We start from the raw sequence: 20575 nt of genomic DNA, 5'->3' as shown, positions 1-20575 counted from the left end.
TTCTGGCGGCAGGCCAGCCAACGGGGAGCGCGATGCAGTTGTTCGAGTGCGAGGTCTGTGGGCAGGGGGTGTACTTCGACAACACCTTCTGTACCCGCTGCGGCCACCGGCTGGGATTCCTGCCGGACCGCCTGGAGGTCTCCGCCCTGGTGCCGGCGGGGGAGGCTGTGGGCGCCCGCGGGCGACCGATCCCCGGTGGCCTGTGGCGGGTAGCGGACGAGCCGGACGGGCTGTTTTATCGCCAGTGCCGGCACTATGCGGTAGACGCGGTGTGCAACTGGATGGTGCCACATGAAGAAGCCGAGCCGTTCTGTCGCGCCTGCCGCCTGAATCGCACCATCCCGGACCTCAGTGTGCCGGGCAATGCGCGGCTGTGGGAGCGTCTGGAGGCCGAGAAGCGACGCCTGGTATATGGCCTGTTGCGCCTGGGCCTGCCGGTGGTGCCGCGGAAAAGCGATCCTGGGGGGATTGCGTTTGATTTCCTGGCCGATCCGGCCCCGGAGTTCCGCGAGGGCGGGGGCGTGGTCACCGGTCATTCGCACGGGCTCATTACCATCAATATCGCCGAGGCCGATCCCGCGGTGCGCGAGCGCATGCGCGAGGCGATGGCCGAACCCTATCGCACCATTCTCGGCCACTTTCGCCATGAGTCCGCGCACTACTACTGGGATCGACTGATTCGCGGTAGCCACTGGCATACCGATTTTCGCGAGCGCTTCGGCGACGAGCGCGCGGACTACGACGAGGCCCTGCGGCGCCATTACACCGGTGGTCCGCCGGCGGATTGGCAGGCCTCGTTCGTGTCCGCCTATGCCAGCTCGCACCCCTGGGAAGACTGGGCCGAGACCTGGGCTCACTATATGCACATCGTGGATACGCTGGACACGGCCTCCGCCTACAACATGGACATCGAACCCGTCGCCGGACCGTCGGCGCGGCTGGGCGCGCAGGGGAATCTGCCGGCTTTTGATGCCTATGCCACGGCGGACTTCGATCTGCTTCTGGAGCATTGGCTGCCGCTGGTCAGCGCCCTGAACAGCCTGAATCGCAGCATGGGTCACTCGCATGTCTACCCCTTCGTGCTGACCGCTACCGCGATCGCCAAGCTGGCGTTCGTGCATCAGGTCATTCAGGATTTCCGCATGGGCATCCGCGTACAACCGGCGGGCGCCACCGGCCCTTGATCTGCCGGCCTGGATCGGCAAAGGTCCTGTCCTGAAATACATCCATCGCGCAAGCGAAAGGACGCGAGATGTACAACGTTGCCACCCGCGGCCCGTTCAAGGGGCTGAACCCGCGTGTTGCGCCGCTGGCGCTGATGCTTGTGGTGATCATCGCCCTGCTGGGGGTTTATCGAACCGAGCAGCTGGGCGCAGTGGTGGGGGATGCGCGCGCCTTCGTGACGCCGCTGCTGGAGTGGTACTACGTGGTGATCATGGCCTTCTTCCTGGTCATGGTGATCTGGCTCGGGGTCGGGCGCTACAAGAACGTGCGCCTGGGGCGCGACGACGAGGTCCCGGAGTTCACCACGCTGTCCTGGCTGTCGATGCTGTTCGCCGCCGGCATGGGCGTCGGCCTGCTGTTCTGGGCGGTGGCCGAGCCGCTGTCGCATTACGGCGGCAACCCGTTTCTGGCCGAGAACGGCAACCAGGCGGCCGCCGCCGACATGTCGATGGTGCTGACGTATTTCCACTGGGGGCTGAATGCCTGGGGTGTGTTCGCGCTGCTGGCACTGATCCTGGCCTATTTCAGCTTCCGCAAGGGCCAGCCGCTGGCGCTGCGCTCGGCCCTGCACCCGCTGATCGGCAAGTACAGTCATACCTGGCCGGGCGATCTGGTGGATCTGCTCGCCATCGTGGCCACGGTCTTCGGGATCGCAACGACTCTGGGGCTGGGTATCCAGCAGCTGGAGGCCGGGTTGGCGCATACCGTGGGCCTCTCGCTGGAAGGGGATCGCGGTCTCCTGCTGCTGACGGCGCTGCTGACGGTGACTGCGATCGTGTCGGTGGTGGCCGGGATGCAGGCCGGGGTGCAGCGGGTCAGCCAGGCCAACCTGTGGCTCAGTGTCGCTCTGCTTGGGCTACTGCTGGTATGGGGTCCAACCCAGTACTTGCTGGCCTTGGTGGTGCAGTCCAGTGGTAGTTACATGCAGAACCTGCTGGGGCTGTCGCTGTACACCCATGCTCACCACCTGGACGAGTGGCACTCCGACTGGACGGTCTTCTACTGGGGCTGGTGGCTGGCCTGGGCGCCGTTCGTCGGGCTGTTCATCGCGCGCATCTCGCGCGGGCGCACGCTGCGCGAGTTCGTGATGGGTGTGCTGCTGGTGCCGACCCTGATCACCTTCTTCTGGCTCGCACTGCTGGGCGGTACGGCCCTGCACGCCGAGGTCGAGGGCATCGCGAACATTGCCGATCAGGTGGCGGAGGATCTGACCATGGCGACCTTCGCCACCATGGAGACCCTGGAACCCTGGTTGATCGCGAAGAGCGGGGCCGTCCTGATTACGGTGCTGATCGCGACCTACCTGTTGACCTCGGCCAATGCCGGCATCGTGGTCATCAACACCCTGCTGGCCCATGGGTCCACCGAACACCGGGCGATTCACCTGATCCTGTGGGGCGCGATGATCGGGCTGGTGACCGGCGTGCTACTGCTGGCCGGCGGGCTGGAGGTCCTGCAGAACGCAGTCATCCTGGCCGCGCTGCCGTTCTCGCTGGTGATGCTGATGATGGTGGTGGGCCTGATGCGTGCCCTGGAAGACGAGCGCTATGCCCCACGCCCGGGCGAGCATACGGTCGCACCCAGCGAGCCGTGGACAATTCCGCCGGATCGCGTCCACGAGGACTTTGACATGGACGACGATGCCCCCGAGGCCCGTGACGAAGACGACGACCCTCGTCGCTCCTGACGGTCCCAGTTTTCCACCACGAAGCACACGAAGAGGGTCAAAAGCCTTTGAACCACAGAAGGCACAGAGAAAAGAAAGGAACGCGGTAACGCCTGGGTGGCGAAGGCGCCGTTCGATCCGCCTTGCCCTTCAACCCTGATTTTCTCCGTGCCCTCTGTGGTTCAAATCGCTCTTGAACTTGACCTTCTTCGTGCCTTCGCGCGCTTCGTGGTGCACACACCAGGGAGGGAAAGGCCCGCGCATCTTGCGTTCACTTTCGGGGTGGCGGGGCTTGCCGTAGCCTGTGCGCAACGATTTCACGAACCGCGAGAGGAACCCCATGAGCGATACCCTGCAGTTGTCCGGCGAGTTGATTCAGAAGGTCCAGGATCTGCTGACCGAGGTAGACCCGAAGGCGCAGCAACCCATCGTGGCCGTGCAGTACCTGAGCGCGATCACCGGGTTCATGGTCGCGCAGATGCCGGAGTCGGTGAACGAGCGCAAGGAGTACCTCAAGCAGCTCTCCGAATTTACCGAGTCGGTGTTCGTGGACGTCGAGAGCCGCAAGCAGTCCGCCCCGCCGCCGCAGGAGGCCAGTGGCGTGTGGCGCCCCGGCGAGAACTGAGCGCCACGGGCCATGCCGTCGGGCGTGGCCGCAACCGGGGGCGGCGCAACCTCGGCGATCTTGTGAAGGCGGCGGTCAGTTGTTCCCGTCGCCTTTGTTTTTGTCCTTGCGCATCTGGCGCAGCATGGCTTCCTGTTCGTTGAAGCTGGGCATGCGGCGCTTGCCGCCGGCGTCACGGGCCGGGTCGTTGCGACCGGCCAGGCCTGATTGCCCGGGCTTTTCGGCTTCCTTGATCTGCTGGTATTCGTCCAGTTCGCGGCGGGCGTCTTCGTCGCTGGTGTAGCGGCCACGGTAGTTCTGCGGTGGCTTGTGGCCCTTGCGCAGGAAGAGCTGCTTGCGTAGCTCCTTGTTGTAGTCGGTCACCCGACGGTCGATCCACCACAGGTCCACCAGCGCCCATGACACGCCAATAATCAGCGGTAGCAACCACCAGGCGGCGGGGCCAAATCCGGCGAGGGCCAGGGTGGCCGCACTGAGTGCCAGGAAGCCGGCGCCGCCCAGCGGCTCGCGCAGGTAGAAGCGATGCAGCCCGAGCGGGAACAGGATCCACGCAGCGTAGGCCGCAGGGCGGGTGCGCATCTCGCGAGCGAGGCGGGCGTTGACCGCCTGCAGGCCGCCACCTTCCAGGTCCAGTTCCTTCCAGGCCTTGCTCATGCGGTTCTCCGTTGCGTTCGCGTGTGAGGGCCACGGTAGTCCGACCGGAGCGTACGGGCGATTGTGCGGGTGTCGCGCGGGGCTTTTGCGGACGCGGGTTCAGTCCTCTTCGCGGGTGGCGTCGCGCTCCAGCAGCCGGCGCACAGTGTCGTGCACCGGGCGGCCTTGGTAGAGCACCGCGTGCACTTCGGCGCAGATCGGCATGTCCACTTCCAGTGCCTTCGCCCGCGCCACAGCGACCCGGGCGGTCTCTACGCCCTCCACCGACTGTCCCACCCGCGCGCGGGCGGTGTCGAGATCCAGGCCTTCGCCCAGCATCCGGCCCAGGCGCCGGTTGCGCGACTGGTTATCGGTGCAGGTGAGGATCATGTCCCCCAGTCCGGAGAGGCCGGTGAGGGTGGTCGGACGGGCGCCGACCGCCGCGCCGAAGCGCTGGATCTCGGCCAGCCCACGGGTCATCAGTGCGGCGCGCGCATTGGCCCCGAACCCGGCGCCGTCGGCAATACCGGTGGCCACCGCGAGCACGTTCTTCAGCGCGCCGCCCAGTTCCACGCCGATCACGTCCGTATTGCGGTACAGGCGCAGCGAGCGCCCGTGCAGGGCCGCAACCAGTGCGTCCATGTGCCCCTCGTCGCTGGAGGCGACCGACAGTGCGGTGGGTTGCTCCTGTGCGACCTCGGCGGCAAACGAGGGGCCGGAAATCAGGGCGGGCGGGCGCTCCCGCCCGAGTTCCTGTTCGGCAATCTCGTGCAGCCAGGCCCCGGTCGCCGTCTCCAGGCCCTTGGTGGCCCAGGCCACAATCTGCGCGCGCGCCAGCCGTGGGGCCAGCCAGCGCAGGGTCTCGCGGAACGCGCCGGAGGGGACCGCGATCAGGACCAGATCGCGGTCATCGACGATTGCCGGGTCGGCGCTGACGCGCAGGTTGTCCGGGAAGCGGTGGCCGGGCAGGTAGCGGGCGTTCTCGCGCTGGTGCTGCAGGCGCGTGGCGGTATCGTCCCCACGCACCCACAGGGCGACGTCGGCATGCAGGCGGGCCGCATGCAGCGCCAGCGCCGTGCCCCAGCAGCCGCCTCCGAGGACCGCGATACGCATCGGTTGCGCCTCGCGTCAGGCCTGTTGCGTGGGCTCGGCCTGTTCCCCGCCGGCCTGTTGCTTCTGTTCCTGCAGGTGCTGGGCATACAGCGACTCGAAGTTGACCGGCTGTAGCAGGAGCTGCGGGAAGCCGCCCTTCAGTACCAGGTCGGCCACCGTTTCGCGGGCGAACGGGAACAGCACGTTGGGGCAGTAGGCACCCAGCAGGTGGTTGCGCTGATCCTCGGCAAAATTGCGCACGATGAACACGCCGGCCTGCTTGATTTCGACCAGATAGGCGGTCTTGCCGTCGGATTCGGTGGTCACGGTCAGGCCCAGTTCCACCTCGAAGGCGCCGGCGGCCTCGTCGATCGGACGTGCGTTGGTGTTCAGCTGGATGTTGGTCTCGCCCTTCCACTCGCGCATGAATACCTCGGGGGATTCCGGCGCCTCGAAGGACAGGTCCTTGATGAAGACCTTCTGGATGGAGAAGTCGGGCCGGTCACTCTGTTCGGCCTGGGTCGCGCCGTTGCCGCTCTTCGGGGAATTCTTCTCTTCAGCCATGATGTTGTCTCGCAGTCGTCTGGAATCGGGGCATTGTAAGGGGGATGAGCGGTGTTTTTCGGGGTCGCCGGGGCGATCCCGTTTGCCGCCCGTTGCCGGCGGCGGCGCGTGTTATCCGGAGGCGTTGTCGGTCGGGGCTTCGAGGCCGGCCTCACTGGCCAGGCGCGCCAGTTGGCCGTTACTGTCCATCGCCTGCAGTTCGTCGAAGCCGCCGATGTGTGTGTCGCCGAGAAAGATCTGCGGGACCGAGCTGCGGCCGGCGGCGCGCTGTTCCATCTCCGCGCGCAGACCGGGTTCGCGGTCGACGGCGTACTCCGCGAACGGGTAGCCACGCTGATTGAGCAGGCGCCGCGCGAGCAGGCAGAATGGACAGCGCCCGCTGGAGTAGACCTCGAACTGCATTACTTCTTCTTGATGGGCATGTTGGCCGATTGCCAGGCCTGGATGCCGCCCTGCAGGTTGACTACGTCCTCGAACCCGGCCGCGGTCAGTTGCTGCGCGGCGCTGGCGGAGCGGTTGCCGCTGCGGCAGTACACCACCACCGGCTTGTCCTTGTATTTCTCGATGTCGCCCATGCGCTTTTTCAGGCTGCCGAGCGGGATATGCTTGGCGCCGCCGATGCGCCCGGAGGCGACTTCGTTGTCCTCGCGCACGTCCAGTACCAGGGCGTCGTCCTGGTTGATCACGCGCACCGCCTCGACCGGCGAGAGCGAGCGATACTTGCGGTTCAGGCGTCGCAGTTCGACGAACAGGATCATCCCGATCACCGCCAGCAGGGCGCCGGTCAGGATGGGGTGGTTGGCGAGAAATTCGGGCAGGCGTTCAAGCATTCGGGAGACCGGATCGGAGGGGTGGGTGTCAGGAACTGCAGAAAACGTCCTGCATCATACCGATCAGGCGCAGGGTCCGGGAGTCCCCCACCCGGTAGTAGACCCGGTTGGCGTCCTTGCGCGTGGCGAGGATGCCCTTGTCGCGCAGGATGCCGAGATGCTGCGAGATGTTGCTCTGCGACGTCCCGACCTGATCGACGATTTCCTGTACGCTGATTTCGCGATCGCCGAGAATGCAGAGGATCTTCAGACGCAGCGGGTGGGACATGGCCTTGAGCGAGCGCGAGGCCCGCTCGATGTCTTCGTCCTGGGACATCAAACCGTCTTCGACGTACATTTCGTCTTCAACCGTTTCGTTGCTCACGGCATGCCTCTCTTGCTCGCGAGGGAAGGCCCTCGCAACTGGGTCAGAATATAAGAACCTAAACGTACCCCGATATGCGAATTTGCGCAATCTTGAGTCATCCAAGCGGTTCACGCGCCCTTTTGTGGTGCGGTGTGTTGCTCTGTTTTCTGTGGCCGGTCGTCGCCGTGGCGCTGGAACCGGAGGCGGAGCTGCGCGAGACGCGCGAGGCCATCCAGGACCTGGAGCGTAGCCAGGAAGAGCGTTACGCGGCCCTGCAGCAGCTGGAAGGGCTGCTCGCGGAGGCTGCTCGCGGGACCGAGGCCTCGCGCCAGGAGCTGCGCGAGCTGGCGCGGGCGCGTTCGCGTCAGGAGGTGGTGGTCGCCGACCAGGAGGACCGTGTGGACGAGGCCCGGGAGCGGCTGGAGGCAGAACGCCGCGCCGCGGCCCGCCTGGTGCGCGATCAGTGGCAGGGCGAACGCCATCCCGGACGCAGCGACGGTCAGGCCGCGGAGCACCGCCATCAGGCCGCGTTTGCCGCGCGCATCCGCGAGGCGCGCGAGCAGGCCCTGGTCGTGTTGCGCGACCGCATCGAGGCGCTGGAGACGGCGCGCGAGAACCTCGCGCGGGAGCGGGCGGTGCTGGCAGAACGGGAAGAGCAGGCCCGCGCGGCGGTCGCGGATCTGGAACGCGAGGAGGCGCACCAGCGCCAGGCGATGGCGGAGCTGGAGGCGGTGATCGAGGACGAGTCGCTGGAACTGGAGCGCCTGGCGCGCAATGCCGAGACCCTGGAGACGGTGATCGAGGAGGTCGAGGCTCGCAGCGCGGCGCGTGCCGCGGCACCCCGCGAGTCCACCCCCGAACGGCCGGACGTGGCCTTCGTGGAATTGGAGGGCGAGCTTCCGCGTCCGGCCGAAGGCCGCGTGATCCGCAGTTTCAACGAGTCCCGTGGTAGCCGCCTGCGCTCGCGCTGGCGTGGCGCGGTGCTGGCGGTCGATAACGGCACGGCGGTACGCGCGGTGCACTACGGCCAGGTGGTCTACGCCGACTGGATGCAGGGCTACGGCTTCCTGGTGATCGTCGATCATGGGGAGCGCTACCTGACGCTCTACTCCAATGTAGAGGAGATCCTGGTTGCAGAAGGCGAGACCGTGGGTGCTGGCGAGCAACTGGCCGTGGCGGGCGAGGGCAGCGAGGCGATTGCGCCCGGGCTTTACTTCGAGATCCGTCACAACGGCGGACCATTGAACCCCGAGAGCTGGTGGCCCTCTCAGTAGAGGGAAAAAGATGGAATGCGCCCATGCCCCGGCAAAAGGCCGATCGGTGGCGTGCATTCAGGCAGCCGTCACATTGCGGGTGCTACCATCTTCACACAAATCACCTCAAGTGAACGAGGAAAGGTAATGAGCAAGTCTTGTCGCACCGGATACTCCCTGATCGTCGGACTGGTTGTCGGGGTCATGTTGAGTGTCTCGGTGGCGGTCTACGCCGACCGCGACAATGGCGCGCAATCCGCTTTGCCAGTAGAAGATCTGCAGCGCTTCACTGACGTATACATGCGCATCAAGCGCAATTACGTCACCGAGGTCGAAGACAAGGATCTCCTGGACAATGCGATCCAGGGGATGCTGTCCGGCCTTGACCAGCATTCGGCCTATCTGGACGAACAGGACTTCGAGGACATGCAGGTCGGGACCTCCGGCGAGTTTGGCGGTCTGGGCATCGAGGTTGGCATGGAAGACGGCTTCGTCAAGGTCATCGCGCCGATCGATGACACCCCGGCCAGCCGTGCCGGGGTCGAGGCCGGTGACCTGATCATTCGCCTGGATGGCGAGTCGGTGAAGGGTATGTCCCTGTCCGACGCGGTCGCCAAGATGCGCGGCGAGAAAGGCTCGGACATCACCCTGACCATCCTGCGCGATGGCGAGGACCGCCCGAAAGAAATCACCATCACCCGCGACGTGATCCAGGTGCAGAGCGTGCGCTCCGAGATCCTGGAGGACGGCTTTGGCTACGTACGCATCAGCAATTTCCAGCAGCGCACGGCACGTGACCTGGTGCGGGCGATCGAAGACCTGCAGGAACAGGGCGAGCTGCAGGGGCTCGTGCTGGATCTGCGCAACAACCCCGGTGGCATTCTGACGGGCGCTGTGGGCGTCTCGGACGCCTTCCTCGAAGAAGGCCTGATCGTCTACACCGAAGGTCGGCTGGAGGATTCGCAGTTCCGCTACCAGGCCTCGCCGGGGGATGTTCTCAAGGGCGCGCCGATGGTCATCCTCGTCAATCGCGGATCGGCCTCCGCCTCCGAGATCGTGGCGGGTGCGTTGCAGGACCACCGGCGGGCCGTGGTTATGGGTCAGAACACCTTCGGCAAGGGTTCAGTGCAAACCATCCTGCCGCTGACCCAGAACACCGGGATCAAGCTGACCACCGCGCGTTACTTCACGCCTGATGGCCGTGCCATCAACGAGGACGGGATTGACCCGGACATCCGCCTGCAGCAGCTCGTGGTGCAGCGCTCCGACAGCGAAAATGGCGGTGCCCGCATGGGCCGTGACGGCCTGCCGGAATCTGTGGATGCGGACGAAGACAATGGCGAGACGTTGGCCGAGCGCGATTACGGTATGAACGAGGCGCTGAATCTCCTGAAGGGCCTGAACTTCTACAACCGCCGCTGAGCGCGGTGGACAGGGAGGATTGATGCCGAACGTACTGGTGCCCCTGGCCGCCGGGGCCGAGGAACTGGAGGCGGTCACGATCATCGACCTGCTGCGCCGGGCGCAATTCGAGGTCACCGTGGCCGGGCTGGAGCCGGGGCCGGTGACCTGCTCGCGGGGCACGGTGATCCAGCCGGATACCACGGTTGATCAGGTGCTGGATCAGTCCTTTGACCTGATCGTCCTGCCGGGTGGCCTGCCCGGCGCCAATCACCTGCGCGACGACGCCCGGGTGCAGGGTTTGCTGCGGGCGCAGGCCGAACGCGATGGCCACTTGGCCGCGATCTGTGCCGGGCCCAAGGCGCTGGCCGAGGCCGGGCTGCTGGAGGGGCGCACCGTGACGGCCTTCACCGGCGCGCTGGACGAGGCGGGGATCCCGTCCACTGGCGCCCCGGTGGAGATCGACGGGCGCCTGATCACCGGCCGTGGCCCGGGTGCCGCGATGGACTTCGCCCTGACCCTGATCGAACAGCTCGCCGGCCGCGAGGCCCGCGACGCCGTCGAGGGCCCGCTGCTAAGGCCCTGATGGTCTTAGCCACGAAGCGTACGAAGACCCGAAGGAAGACACGAAGAGGGTAGGATGTGTTGAGCGCAGCGAAACGCATCGGGGCCCGGATCATTCCGTGAGGCCGATGCGATTCGCTGCGCTCATCCTCACCCTGCCCGCTGCAAAACGATCGTGGCCTTTCTGATACGCCTCAAAAGGCCCGATGGAGGTCGTCAACACCCGCTGTTTCGTGCGCGATAGCGCGTCGTCCCCGGACGGGGCGCCAACTCTGTGGTGGAAGCTTTTGACCTTCCTCGTGCGCTTCGTGGTGGATTCGCCCTTCGTTCTTGAGCTATCCCACGGTCGCGTAGCGGGTGGCGGTGCCCAGCCAGCGTTCGATCAGGGCGGCGGCGCGCGCCGGGTCCTTCTCGATGCGTGCGGCAAGGGTGGTGGCCTCGTCGAGCAGGTCCTGGTCGCGTGACCAGTCGGCGACGCGGAAGCTGCGATCGCCAGTCTGGCGCGTGCCCAGCAGTTCGCCCGGACCGCGCAGCTTGAGATCCACCTCCGCAATCTCGAAGCCGTCGTCGGTGCGGCGCATCGCCTCGAGGCGCTCGCGGGCGGTATCGCCCAGTGGCGGACGGTAAAGCAGCACGCAGGCCGAGGCGGCACTGCCGCGCCCGACCCGGCCGCGGAGCTGGTGCAGCTGCGACAGCCCCATGCGTTCGGCATTCTCGATGATCATCAGGCTGGCGTTGGGGACGTCGACGCCGACCTCGATCACGGTAGTCGCCACCAGCAGGTCGATCGCGCCCGCGCGGAAGCGCTCCATCACCGCATCGCGCTCGGGTCCCTTCATGCGTCCGTGGGCCAGTCCGATGGTCAGCTCCGGCAACGCCTCGCGCAGGCGTTCGGCGGTGGCCTCGGCCGATTCCGCCTCCAGTTGTTCCGATTCCTCCACCAGCGGGCAGACCCAGTAGGCCTGGGTGCCGGAGCCGCAGGCGGCGCGGATGCGTTCGATGACCTCGTCACGGCGCTCGTGGCTGATCAGCGCGGTGCGTACCGGGGTGCGCCCGGGCGGGCGTTCGTCGATGACCGAACTGGCCAGTTCCGCGTACAGGGCCATGGCCAGCGTGCGCGGGATCGGGGTGGCGGTCATGATCAGCTGATGCGGCATCCGGCCGTTGCCCTTGTCGCGCAGGGCCATGCGCTGGTGCACGCCGAAGCGGTGCTGTTCGTCGATGATTGCGAGCCCCAGATGATGAAACCGCACCTCCTCCTGAAACAGGGCGTGGGTTCCGATCGCGACCTGGCGCTGCCCGCTGGCCAGTTCCGCGAGCAGTTGGCCGCGCTCGCTGGCCGTCTGGCGTCCGCCCAGCCAGGCGATCGCGACGCCCAGTGGTTCCATCCACTGGGCAAGATTGCGCCCGTGCTGGCGGGCGAGTAGTTCGGTCGGGGCCATGAACGCCACCTGATAGCCGGCCTCTACCGCCGCCAGCGCGGCTGCGACCGCGACCAGGGTCTTGCCGGAGCCGACATCGCCCTGGACCAGACGGTTCATCGGCTGCGGGCGCGCGAGGTCGGCCAGGATCTCTTCGGTAACACGCTCCTGTGCGCCGGTGGGTTCGAAGGGGAGCTGCCCGCGCAGTTGTTGCCACAGCGCCCCCGGGGACTGGATGACCGGGGCGCTGCGTGTGTCCGCGGGCATCCGGCTCTGCTGCATGCGCGCGAGTTGGTGGGCGCAGAGCTCTTCCAGGGCCAGCCGCGTGCGCGCCGGGCTGCGGTTCTCCGGGGTGTCCAGGGCGGCCAGTGCGTCGGCCTGCGCCGGTGGGTGATGGAGCTGCTCGAGGGCGCTATGCAGGCCAGGCAGGCCCTGCCGGGGCAGTTCCGGAAGCAGGTCGGGCAGGGCCTGCATCCCCGGCAGGGCGTGCGCGACCAGCTGGCGCAGCAGCTTTTGCGACACGCCCTCGGTGGTCGGGTAGATCGGGGTCAGGTGCGACTCCATCGCCGGCGGGCTATCGCCCACGGTCTGGATCTCCGGGTGCACGCACTCCAGTGCGCCGGGCATGCCGCGGGGCTCGCCGAAGGCGCGGATGCACGTGCCGGGGCTCAGGCGGCGCTGCTGGTTGGCCCCGAAGTGAAAGAACCGCAGCAGGACCTGGGCCTGGCCGTCGGCCAGGGTGACCACCAGCATGCGCCGGCGGCGGTGGACCACCTCGGAGTGGGTGACGCGCCCCTCGAACAGTGCAGTCAGCCCCGGACGCAGCGCGGCAATCGGCGTCAGGCGCGTGCGATCCTCGAAGCGCAGGGGCAGATGGAACAGCAGGTCCCCGGCCTGCTCCAGACCCAGACGCTCCAGTCGTTCCGCCACCGCCGGGCCGACACCCTTCAGCGCGGTCAGCGGGACCTGCAGCTCCACCGGTTGGGTTCGCGCAGCGCGATCAGTCGCGCGGGCACCAGGCGATGGCGTCCATTTCCACCTGGGCGCCCTTGGGCAGGGCGGCCACGCCGATCGCGGCACGTGCCGGGTAGGGCTCGTTGAAGACTTCGCTCATGATCTTGTTCACAAGCGGGAAGTGAGCCAGGTCGATCAGGAAGATGTTCAGTTTGGCGATATCGGCGGTGCTGGCTCCCGCCGCCTCCAGGACAGCCTGGAGGTTGGCGAACACCTGGCGGATCTGGTCCTCGATGCCGCCGTCGACCAGTTCCATGGTGGCCGGGTCCAGCGGGATCTGGCCGGACAGGTACAGGGTGTCGCCGGTACGCACGGCCTGCGAGTAGGGGCCGATGGCGGCCGGGGCGTTTTCGGTCTGGATGATCTCGCGCGACATGTGGACTCCTTGTACTGCCGGGTTGAATCTTGATAGGGCCGCGATTGCTGCATGCGGACCCGCCATTCTACTGATCAATCCGCACGCGTGTGCGGTCGGGGGGCTCGGCAGCCGTGCACGCGGGCGGCTACACTGCGGGCCACATCCGTAACGACAAAAGGAAGCAGGCAATGACGGGATACGCACTGGCAAACGTGCTGCATGTACTGGCCGTGGTGATCTGGGTGGGCGGTATGTTCTTCGCTTACATGTTCCTGCGCCCGGTGGCCGGGCAGCAGCTCGAGGGGCCGGCGCGGCTGAAGCTCTGGGAGGGTGTGTTCGCGCGCTTCTTCCCCTGGGTCTGGGCCTCGGTCCTGGTGATCCTGGTGACCGGCTTCTACCTGATCTTCGGGGTGTTCGGCGGCATGGGTGATGTGCATCCCAGCGTGCACACCATGCTGCTGCTGGGTCTGATCATGATGGCGATCTTCGCCCATGTGTTCTTCGCCCCTTATCGGCGCATGCGCAAGGCGATTGCGGCAAACGATACCGAGGAAGGCCTCCGCCGGCTGGGGCAGATCCGCATCCTGGTCGGGATCAACACCGTCATCGGTCTGGTGACGATCGTGGTCGCTTCCGGCGGTCGCCTGCCGCTGTAGGCGGCACGCTACTTGCCTAGCCCCGGGTGCCATACCAGCCGGGGCCGAGCCGGCGGTTCCAGCAGCACGGCTGCGTTCTGGCCGAAGGCCTCCAGCCAGCGCGCCAGCAGGTCGTCGGGCAGGTCCGCGATGGCCAGGCCCGGTTCGTCCGGCCACTGGCCGCGCGGGTCGCGATTGCGGGCAGGCCATGCGCGCAGGCCGTGCTCGGCCACGGTCTGCTCCAGCCGGCGCTGGCGTTGGATGTTTTCACCCTCGGTGCTCGGGCGGCTGCCCGGATTGCAGGCGGTGAACAGGACCAGGCGCTGCATGTCCCGCTTGGCCATCCAGGTCGTGACATCCTCCGCGGGCTGGTCGATGTACAGAACTCGGCTGCTGCCCTCGATCTCCAGGCAGTAGGCGGCGCTTAGGTAGGCCTTCTCCAGTGTCGCCAGCTGCGCTACGGGAGCGGGCGACTCCGCGTGCGCGGCGGACATCCGGTCGCGGTATTTGCTTGTATTGGTGGACATCTCGCGGCACCCTCCCCGCCTGGATCGTGCGGATGTGGTCGATCAAACAGGGGGAGCGGGATGCGCGTCAAGGATGCGACAGCGGTTTGTGGTGCCTCGTCGGGTGCGGGTGCGTCCATAGACCGGCCCGTCCCCGGCTGGGATTGAGACGCGATGGCCCCGCGTCCCTTCGTTCCCGGGCTGACCGGCGCCTTTGTTGTGGTGCTGCTGCTGGTCGCGGTGGTCGCCGTCGCCAGCTGGCTTCGGGTGCAGCAGCTGCAGTACGACGTCCAGGCCCTTACCGAGGAATACGTGCAGAAGGTGGACCGCGTGCATCGCATGCGCAGCCTCGTGCGCGAGCGCATGCTGCGCGCCTCGCTGGTGATCAGTGCCGAGGACCCGGCACTGCAGGATCGCTACCAGCGGGAGTTTCGCGAGCTGGCCGAGCGCTTCCTGGACGCCCGCGAGGGTGCGGAATTACTGGCTCGGACCCCACGCGACGCCGCGCTGCTGGCCGAACTGCGTGCGCTGACCGCGACCGGTGCCCCGATCCTGTCCGAGCTCCTCGACGTTGCCCTGGCGGGTGGGCGCAACGAGGCGCTGGCGATCCTGTATGCGGACGCAATGCCGGTGCAGGAGGATGTGCTGGAGCAGATGGAGGCCATCCTCGCGGCCTTCGAACGTGATAACGAGGAGGCGGTGGCGGCCATGGCGCAGCGCCATGAACAGGCGCAGCAGGTGATGCTGGTAGCCACCGTCCTGACCATGCTGATGATTGCGCTGATGTGGGTGCGGGTGCGCCGGAGGATCTGGCGTGATCACGCCGCCTTGCACAAGGAACTGGAGGGGCGCCAGCAGATCGAGGCGCGCCTGCGCGAGACGCAGGCCGGGCTCGAGGCGGCGGTGGCCAGGCGAACCGCGGCCCTGCAGGAGACCACCGAGCGCCTGGAAGAGGCCCAGCGGATTGCCGGGGCCGGTTACTGGGACTGGGATATTCGTGGTCTGCGGATGAACTGGTCCACGCATGTATTCGATCTGTTCGGCCTCGACCCGCAAACCGATACCGCGGGATTCGAGGCCTACATGCGAGCCATCCATCCCGACGACCGTACGCGGGTGCGCCGCGCTACCAACGAGGCGCTGGATCACGAGGCCTATTACCGGGTGGATCACCGGGTGGTGCGCGCGGACGGCGGGCTGCGCCATGTGCGGGTCGAGGGCGAAATCGATCGGGACGCCCAAGGCCGCGCCGTGCAGGTCCTCGGGATGGTCCGTGACATCACCCGCGACAAGGCCTCCGAGGAGCGCCTGTGGCACCAGGCCCATCATGACTCCCTGACCGGCCTGCCCAATCGCAGTCTGCTGCAGGAGCATATTCAGCAGGCCCTGCGCCGGGCCCAGCGCGCCGGCACCGGCCTGGCCCTGGTGGTCTGCGATCTCGACGGCTTCAAACCCATCAACGATCGCCTGGGACACGATGCCGGCGACGTGATGCTCGTGACCGTGGCGCGGCGTCTGCGCGAGGGCGTGCGCGAGAGCGACGTGGTGGCCCGCGTGGGCGGCGACGAATTCGTGCTGCTGCTGGAGAATGTGCGTGATCCGGATGCGGTGACGGGGGTCGGACTCAAGCTGATCGAACGCTTCGAGGAGCCGGTGGAGGTGAATCGCGAGTCGGTTCGCGTCGGGCTCAGCATGGGGGCGGTGCTCTACCCCGAGGACGGGGACGATGTGGAGGCGTTGCTGCAGCGCGCCGACCGCGCGATGTACGTGGCGAAGGAGGAAGGCGGCAGCCGGATCGTGCTGTTCCGGGAATGCTCCGGAGAGGAGCGCCGGCCAACGGATCTGTCCCTGCGCCGGCGCGGCGCGCTGGGTTGCGGGCTGGAAGACCCGGCCGCTCGCGACTGAATCGGCCGGCCTCGGCTACGGCCGATGCAGTCGCGCGACGAATTGTTCGTGTGTCAGCGGCGCGCTGAACAGGAAGCCCTGGAACCGGGTGCAGCCCAGGGCCAGGAGCTGCTCCCGCTGCTCCGGGTGCTCCACGCCCTCGGCGATGACGTCGAGCTCCATGTTGCGGGCAATGTCCACGATGTTTTCGATCAGGGTCCGGTCACCGCCGGCCAGCAGTTCCTTGACGAAGGATTTGTCGATCTTCAGCTCGTCCACCGGCAGGTCGCGCAGGTAGGCGAGCGAGGAATAGCCGGTCCCGAAGTCGTCCAGGGCGATGCGCATGCCGAGCCGGCGCAGCGCGCCCAGCTTGGTGATGGCGTCCGGCAGGTCGCGCAGCAGGCCGGACTCGGTGACCTCCAGGGTCAGGGCGTGGCCGTCCACCCCGTGTCGGCGCAGCCGCGCCTGAAACTGGTCGACGAAGTCCGGGCGCGCCAGTTGCCAGGGCGAGAGATTCAAGGCCAGGCGAGGTGGCTGCAGGTTCCCGGCCTGCCACTGCGACAGCTGCATCAGGGCGTGTTCCAGGACCCAGTTGCCGACCCCGTGGATCAGGCCGGTCTCCTCGGCGACCGGGATGAAGAGATCTGGCGGGACCTGGCCCATCTCCGGGTGCTGCCAGCGCAGCAGGGCCTCGGCTCCGATCAGGCGCTCGGCGGCATCGAACTGCGGTTGGTAGTGCAGGTCCAGCTCGTCACGTTCGGCCGCTTGTCGTAGCCCGTCCTCGATCTGCAGGCGGGCATGCGCCTCGTCCTGCAGTGCATGGCGGTAGAACTGCACGCCGCCGCGGCCGGCACGCTTGGCCTGGTACAGGGCGATATCGGCGTGGCGCAGGGCTTCTGCCGAGCTCTCGCCGGCGTCGGGATAGCATACGCAGCCGAGACTGGCGCCGACCCCGAAGGTGCGTTCGCCGATGATGATCGGGCGCTGCAGGGCCTCCAGGATGCGCTCGGCGATTGCCTGCAGTTCCGGCTCCAGGGTCTCGCGTACCCGGGCGCAGGGGGGCAGGACAACGGCGAACTCGTCGCCACCCAGGCGCACGATCAGCGCATCCTCGGGCGCATGGCTGCGCAGGCGGTCCGCCACCGCGCCCAGCACGGTGTCGCCTACCGCATGCCCCAGGGCGTCGTTGATGGTCTTGAAGTGGTCCAGGTCGATCAGGATCAGCCCGCCATGCAGGTGGTCGGCGGTGGCCTCCTCGATATGGTGGGTCAGGTCGTCGTGCAGGCGGGTGCGGTTGGCCAGCCCGGTCAGGGAGTCGTGGTAGGCCAGGGCATGGATGTGTTCCTCGGTGTGCAGGCGTTCCAGTTCGGCCCCTGCGCGGTCGGCCATGATCCCGAGGATCTCCATCGCCTTGTCGACATCCTCCACCGGATATCGGTTGACCATGGCGATGTGCCCCAGCAGCGTGCCCTGGCTGTCCAGCAACGGAGCCCCCAGATAACTCTCGGCGTCCATCTCCACCAGCATCTCGTCGGCCGGAAAGCGCTGTTGTACGTCGCAGGGGTAGATACAGGTACCGATCTCCAGCACACGTTCGCAGGGGGTCTCGGCGAGGTCGTAGCGCAAGTTCTCCACGATCTGCCCCGCGGTGCACAGGGCGACGGTCTCTACCACGCCGGGTTTTTCCGGATCCTCGATGCCGATCAGGGCATGGTCGGCAGCGAACAGGTTGCTCAGCTTGAGAACCAGCTGCTGGAAGAACTCCTCGCGCGAGCGCGCCTGCAGCCCCTCGGCGATCAGGCGCAGGGCGTCCTCGCTGCGGTGCGCGGCGGTGATGTCCTCCTGCATCACGATCACATCCTGTACCTCGCCGCGGGCATCCTGCAGTGGGTAGATGCAGCCCCGCAGCCAGCGCTCGGGGGTGATGAGCGGGGTGGTCTGGGTTGCCGGGCCGGGGTCGGCGGGTTCGGCCGACTGGTCGGGGCGGGCTGGCGGGGTGTAGGGCAGAGGGCCGATCTCGCGGTAGTGTCCGCGCAGGGCATCCTTGAGCGGTTCGTGGATGTGCCGGTCGATGGCATTCGGGCGGTCCAGAACGTTGCCGCCCGGCAGGGAGGCTTGTGCGCCGTGCATGGTTTTCCAGGCGGCGTTGCACTGGCGGATCTCGCCCTGCGGTGTGAGTACCTGGATGCCGACCGGGGATTGCTCCACCAGCGCCCGAAAACGGCTTTCCGAGTCACGCAGGCGTTCGCTGGTCTCGCGGTTCAGTACCAGGCTCATCATGACGACCATCACCACGTAGCCGAACGGCGCGAGCTGGGGCATCTCCAGTGCGCCGCCCCGGGCCAGGACGCCCTGCAAGGTGAACAGGACGAAGACCCCGATCCCGCCCAGCAGGAGCAGGGTGGTGGTCTGGCGATAGCGCCGGTAGTGCCGGATTAGTGTGGTGAGGGCGAAGCCCAGGACCAGAAAGACCGCGAGCACGCCAAAGCTGAACCAGGGGCTGATGGTGCCCACTGCGAGAGCCACGGTTTCGCCCCAAGGGAGTTCCAGGGGGCGGAGTTCGTCAATCACCTGGTACTGCATGCTGTAGGGCTGCAGGGTGTTGACCACCCAGGTGATGACCAGCAGTACCAGAAGACCGGAGATCAGCCAGCGGGCGGGGGTGCGCGTATGGGCCGCGACGAAGGCGGCGAACAGCACGTAGAACGGTCCCAGCAGATAGACGTTCAGGGTGAGTGCGCGGGTATAGGCCTCGACGGTGCCGGCCTGGTAGGTCTGGGCCGATCCGACGGCAAGCACCGCCATCAGGGCGCACATCGCGGCGAACAACCGGTGCTCGGTGCTCCGGGCGCTTTGCCGGCTGTGCAGCAGGTGGCTAAGCGTGGCGTAGATCGCCAGCCCCGCCGCAAGGTAGAGCGATGGCGCAAGAATCCCGTTCATCGGTTCCCTGCGCTTGCATCCCAGTGCCGTGCCATCCCTTGCCCCCCTGCGGTAAAGCGATGCGGGTCGGTCCCCGCGCTCGGTCCCTGCCGCTACAGTACAAAAGACCACGCGCGCGCGTCCCGGTTCGCGTGAGGGTCACCGCGGGGGTGGCTAACGGTCGGTCACAGATACGGCGTGAGCAGGCGCGCGGCCCCGTCGCGCAGTTGGGTCGCGAGCGGCCGGGCACGGACCTCCTCGAGCGTCAGGGGGTGCGACTGTGCGCGCAGCGCGTCGGTCCAGCTGGCCAGTTCCTGGCCCAGTCCGGCATCCAGGCATTCCAGGTTGAACTCGAAGTTCAGGCGCAGGCTGCGCGGGTCCCAGTTGGCGGAGCCAACCAGGGCCCACTCGCGGTCTACCAGCATCAGCTTGGCGTGGTTGAACGGTGGTGGTGTGAGCCACAGCCGGCAGCCGCGCTCCAGCAGTTCGGCCTGCTGCGGACGGCTGGCCCATGCCACCAGGCGCAGGTTGCTCCGGGCGGGGATCAGGATGTCGACCTGCACCCCGCGCAGGGCCGCGGCCTTCAGCGCCCCGGTGAGCGCCACGTCGGGCAGGAAGTACGGGGTCACGATGGTGACCTGTTCGCGGGCTTCGGCCAGCGCCGACTGCAGGGTGAAGTTCAGGACCTCGAAGTCCTCGTCCGGGCCGTCCGGCAGGCCGCGGCAGGCGCGGGCGCCGGCGGGGTCTACGGATTGCGGAAGCCAGAGCGGACCCTCCAGGCGTTCGCCGGTGGCGAATTGCCAGTCTTCCGCGAAGACCCGCTGCAACTGGGTGCAGGCCGGACCCCGCAGCTCGAAGTGGAGGTCGTGTATGGGGTGCGGACCGGGGTTGGTGTGGCTGTGGCCGCGGCGGATGTTCATGCCGCCGGTGAAGGCGCGGGCGCCGTCGATCACCAGCATCTTGCGGTGATTGCGCAGGTTGAAGGCGGCCAGGCTGCTCGGCAGGTGTACCGGCATGAAGGCGGCGGCAGGCAGGCCCACCCGGCGCAGCTGGCGCAGGGTGTTGCGACGGCTGTAGCGGGCGCCGATGGCATCGATCAGGATGCGCACCTGCACGCCCCGGTCCTGTGCCTGCTGCAGGTGGGCGACGAAGCGCTCGCCTACCTGGTCATAGTCGAAGATGTACGTGGCCAGGCTGATGCTGTGACGGGACGCGTCGATCGCGGCCAGCATCTGCGCGTAGGCGCGATCGCCGTCGAACAGCGGTTCGATCGCGTTGCCACCGACCAGGCGGAACGGGCTCAGGCGGTCCCCGGAACGCAGCAGGCGCTGCCAGCGTTCCGGTGGCTCGGCCCGGCTGGTCCCGTCGGTGCTGGGGTCGGCGATCAGATAGCCCTCGCGCAGGGCGTGGGCCCGCCGGCGAATACGATTGACGCCGAACAGCCAGTAGAGCAGCGAGCCGGCCAGGGGCAGCAGCACGATCAGCCCGACCCAGGCGATGACGGTCCCGGTATCGCGGCGTTGCAGCAGCGCGTGCACGACGCTCATCACCGCCAGGGCGAAGACGGCGATGGCGACGATACTGGCGGTCCAGCCTGTATCCGGCACGGACGGACTCCTTGTCGATGATGCGTTTTCCGA

General features: G+C 67.3%; 18 protein-coding genes and 1 pseudogene. 8 read left to right on the top strand and 11 right to left on the bottom strand.

Annotation, left to right across the window (positions count from 1 at the left end; translation table 11 throughout):
- The first annotated feature begins 32 nt into the window (after nt 1–32).
- The 3 genes from D579_RS0111555 to D579_RS0111545 all read left to right on the top strand — a co-directional run bounded on the left by D579_RS0111555 (nt 33) and on the right by D579_RS0111545 (nt 3515).
- On the top strand, nt 33–1184 hold the full coding sequence (locus D579_RS0111555; protein WP_018952107.1) for a putative zinc-binding metallopeptidase: 1152 nt from the start codon (nt 33–35) through the stop codon (nt 1182–1184).
- Between the two features lie 68 nt (nt 1185–1252).
- Nucleotides 1253–2911 (top strand): BCCT family transporter, encoded by a 1659-nt coding sequence (locus D579_RS0111550; RefSeq protein WP_018952106.1) that lies wholly within the window; start codon nt 1253–1255, stop codon nt 2909–2911.
- Between the two features lie 319 nt (nt 2912–3230).
- Nucleotides 3231–3515 carry a hypothetical protein gene (locus tag D579_RS0111545; RefSeq protein ID WP_018952105.1) on the top strand — a complete coding sequence of 95 codons (285 nt, stop codon included), beginning with the start codon at nt 3231–3233 and terminating at the stop codon, nt 3513–3515.
- Between the two features lie 75 nt (nt 3516–3590).
- On the opposite strand, the gene D579_RS0111540 is transcribed toward D579_RS0111545, so the two are convergent.
- From D579_RS0111540 to D579_RS0111515, 6 genes are all read right to left on the bottom strand, one after another.
- Nucleotides 3591–4169: a hypothetical protein gene (locus D579_RS0111540; protein WP_018952104.1), complete on the bottom strand. Its 579-nt coding sequence runs from the start codon at nt 4167–4169 to the stop codon at nt 3591–3593.
- Nucleotides 4170–4268: 99 nt separating this feature from the next.
- Nucleotides 4269–5261, bottom strand: a complete 993-nt coding sequence (locus D579_RS0111535) for an NAD(P)H-dependent glycerol-3-phosphate dehydrogenase (RefSeq protein ID WP_018144127.1) — start codon at nt 5259–5261, stop codon at nt 4269–4271.
- A gap of 15 nt (nt 5262–5276) precedes the next feature.
- Nucleotides 5277–5804 carry a protein-export chaperone SecB gene (gene secB, locus D579_RS0111530; protein ID WP_018952103.1) on the bottom strand — a complete coding sequence of 176 codons (528 nt, stop codon included), beginning with the start codon at nt 5802–5804 and terminating at the stop codon, nt 5277–5279.
- A 111-nt stretch (nt 5805–5915) separates the two neighbouring features.
- Nucleotides 5916–6206, bottom strand: a complete 291-nt coding sequence (gene grxC, locus D579_RS0111525; protein ID WP_018938373.1) for a glutaredoxin 3 — start codon at nt 6204–6206, stop codon at nt 5916–5918.
- A complete protein-coding gene (locus D579_RS0111520; RefSeq protein ID WP_018144124.1) occupies nt 6206–6634 on the bottom strand; it encodes a rhodanese-like domain-containing protein in 429 nt (142 codons plus the stop codon). The genes grxC and D579_RS0111520 overlap by 1 nt, the downstream gene beginning before the upstream one ends.
- 28 nt (nt 6635–6662) lie before the next feature.
- The gene (locus D579_RS0111515) at nt 6663–6998 is read right to left on the bottom strand and encodes a helix-turn-helix transcriptional regulator (protein WP_026182005.1); all 336 of its coding nucleotides are present in this window, start codon (nt 6996–6998) and stop codon (nt 6663–6665) included.
- Between the two features lie 74 nt (nt 6999–7072).
- On the opposite strand from D579_RS0111515, the gene D579_RS0111510 reads away from it, so the two are divergent.
- From D579_RS0111510 to D579_RS0111500, 3 genes are all read left to right on the top strand, one after another.
- Nucleotides 7073–8254: a murein hydrolase activator EnvC gene (locus D579_RS0111510; RefSeq protein ID WP_038050455.1), complete on the top strand. Its 1182-nt coding sequence runs from the start codon at nt 7073–7075 to the stop codon at nt 8252–8254.
- A gap of 126 nt (nt 8255–8380) precedes the next feature.
- Complete coding sequence (locus D579_RS0111505) at nt 8381–9655, top strand: S41 family peptidase (RefSeq protein WP_018952101.1); 1275 nt, start codon at nt 8381–8383, stop codon at nt 9653–9655.
- Nucleotides 9656–9677: 22 nt separating this feature from the next.
- Nucleotides 9678–10220, top strand: a complete 543-nt coding sequence (locus D579_RS0111500) for a DJ-1 family glyoxalase III (protein WP_018175801.1) — start codon at nt 9678–9680, stop codon at nt 10218–10220.
- A 313-nt stretch (nt 10221–10533) separates the two neighbouring features.
- On the opposite strand, the pseudogene recG reads toward D579_RS0111500, so the two are convergent.
- Nucleotides 10534–12627, bottom strand: a pseudogene (recG, locus tag D579_RS0111495) (ATP-dependent DNA helicase RecG); the annotation flags it as partial.
- On the bottom strand, nt 12620–13009 hold the full coding sequence (locus tag D579_RS0111490; protein WP_018168099.1) for a RidA family protein: 390 nt from the start codon (nt 13007–13009) through the stop codon (nt 12620–12622). The gene D579_RS0111490 and the pseudogene recG, both read right to left, overlap by 8 nt.
- 170 nt (nt 13010–13179) lie before the next feature.
- On the opposite strand from D579_RS0111490, the gene D579_RS0111485 reads away from it, so the two are divergent.
- Nucleotides 13180–13647, top strand: a complete 468-nt coding sequence (locus D579_RS0111485) for a CopD family protein (protein WP_018144117.1) — start codon at nt 13180–13182, stop codon at nt 13645–13647.
- Nucleotides 13648–13655: 8 nt separating this feature from the next.
- Here D579_RS0111485 and D579_RS0111480 read toward each other — a convergent pair whose 3' ends face one another.
- Nucleotides 13656–14153, bottom strand: coding sequence for a DUF3293 domain-containing protein (locus D579_RS0111480; protein ID WP_018952099.1), 498 nt, complete (start codon nt 14151–14153; stop codon nt 13656–13658).
- Nucleotides 14154–14306: 153 nt separating this feature from the next.
- On the opposite strand from D579_RS0111480, the gene D579_RS0111475 reads away from it, so the two are divergent.
- Complete coding sequence (locus D579_RS0111475) at nt 14307–16037, top strand: diguanylate cyclase domain-containing protein (RefSeq protein ID WP_018952098.1); 1731 nt, start codon at nt 14307–14309, stop codon at nt 16035–16037.
- A 15-nt stretch (nt 16038–16052) separates the two neighbouring features.
- Here the strand turns inward: D579_RS0111475 and D579_RS0111470 are convergent, their stop codons facing one another.
- Nucleotides 16053–18956, bottom strand: a complete 2904-nt coding sequence (locus tag D579_RS0111470) for an EAL domain-containing protein (protein ID WP_018952097.1) — start codon at nt 18954–18956, stop codon at nt 16053–16055.
- A gap of 164 nt (nt 18957–19120) precedes the next feature.
- Nucleotides 19121–20542: a cardiolipin synthase gene (gene cls / locus D579_RS0111465; RefSeq protein WP_018952096.1), complete on the bottom strand. Its 1422-nt coding sequence runs from the start codon at nt 20540–20542 to the stop codon at nt 19121–19123.
- Between the last annotated feature and the right edge of the window lie 33 nt (nt 20543–20575).

It is taken from the genome of Thioalkalivibrio sp. AKL12 (genome assembly GCF_000377925.1).
GTDB lineage: Bacteria > Pseudomonadota > Gammaproteobacteria > Ectothiorhodospirales > Ectothiorhodospiraceae > Thioalkalivibrio > Thioalkalivibrio versutus.
The sequence above is the reverse complement of the archived record's forward strand: the minus strand, read 5'-3'. Positions and strand labels throughout refer to the sequence as shown.

Bases quoted from the DNA above. Each gene is read 5' to 3' on its own strand.
- D579_RS0111545 (WP_018952105.1), top strand. From the start codon at position 3,231: ATGAGCGATACCCTGCAGTTGTCCGGCGAGTTGATTCAGAAGGTCCAG.
- D579_RS0111505 (WP_018952101.1), top strand. From the start codon at position 8,381: ATGAGCAAGTCTTGTCGCACCGGATACTCCCTGATCGTCGGACTGGTT.
- D579_RS0111520 (WP_018144124.1), bottom strand. From the start codon at position 6,634: ATGCTTGAACGCCTGCCCGAATTTCTCGCCAACCACCCCATCCTGACC.
- D579_RS0111535 (WP_018144127.1), bottom strand. From the start codon at position 5,261: ATGCGTATCGCGGTCCTCGGAGGCGGCTGCTGGGGCACGGCGCTGGCG.
- grxC (WP_018938373.1), bottom strand. From the start codon at position 6,206: ATGCAGTTCGAGGTCTACTCCAGCGGGCGCTGTCCATTCTGCCTGCTC.
- D579_RS0111485 (WP_018144117.1), top strand. From the start codon at position 13,180: ATGACGGGATACGCACTGGCAAACGTGCTGCATGTACTGGCCGTGGTG.
- D579_RS0111550 (WP_018952106.1), top strand. From the start codon at position 1,253: ATGTACAACGTTGCCACCCGCGGCCCGTTCAAGGGGCTGAACCCGCGT.
- D579_RS0111490 (WP_018168099.1), bottom strand. From the start codon at position 13,009: ATGTCGCGCGAGATCATCCAGACCGAAAACGCCCCGGCCGCCATCGGC.
- D579_RS0111510 (WP_038050455.1), top strand. From the start codon at position 7,073: ATGCGAATTTGCGCAATCTTGAGTCATCCAAGCGGTTCACGCGCCCTT.
- D579_RS0111540 (WP_018952104.1), bottom strand. From the start codon at position 4,169: ATGAGCAAGGCCTGGAAGGAACTGGACCTGGAAGGTGGCGGCCTGCAG.
- D579_RS0111475 (WP_018952098.1), top strand. From the start codon at position 14,307: ATGGCCCCGCGTCCCTTCGTTCCCGGGCTGACCGGCGCCTTTGTTGTG.
- D579_RS0111555 (WP_018952107.1), top strand. From the start codon at position 33: ATGCAGTTGTTCGAGTGCGAGGTCTGTGGGCAGGGGGTGTACTTCGAC.
- D579_RS0111480 (WP_018952099.1), bottom strand. From the start codon at position 14,153: ATGTCCACCAATACAAGCAAATACCGCGACCGGATGTCCGCCGCGCAC.
- D579_RS0111500 (WP_018175801.1), top strand. From the start codon at position 9,678: ATGCCGAACGTACTGGTGCCCCTGGCCGCCGGGGCCGAGGAACTGGAG.
- secB (WP_018952103.1), bottom strand. From the start codon at position 5,804: ATGGCTGAAGAGAAGAATTCCCCGAAGAGCGGCAACGGCGCGACCCAG.
- D579_RS0111470 (WP_018952097.1), bottom strand. From the start codon at position 18,956: ATGAACGGGATTCTTGCGCCATCGCTCTACCTTGCGGCGGGGCTGGCG.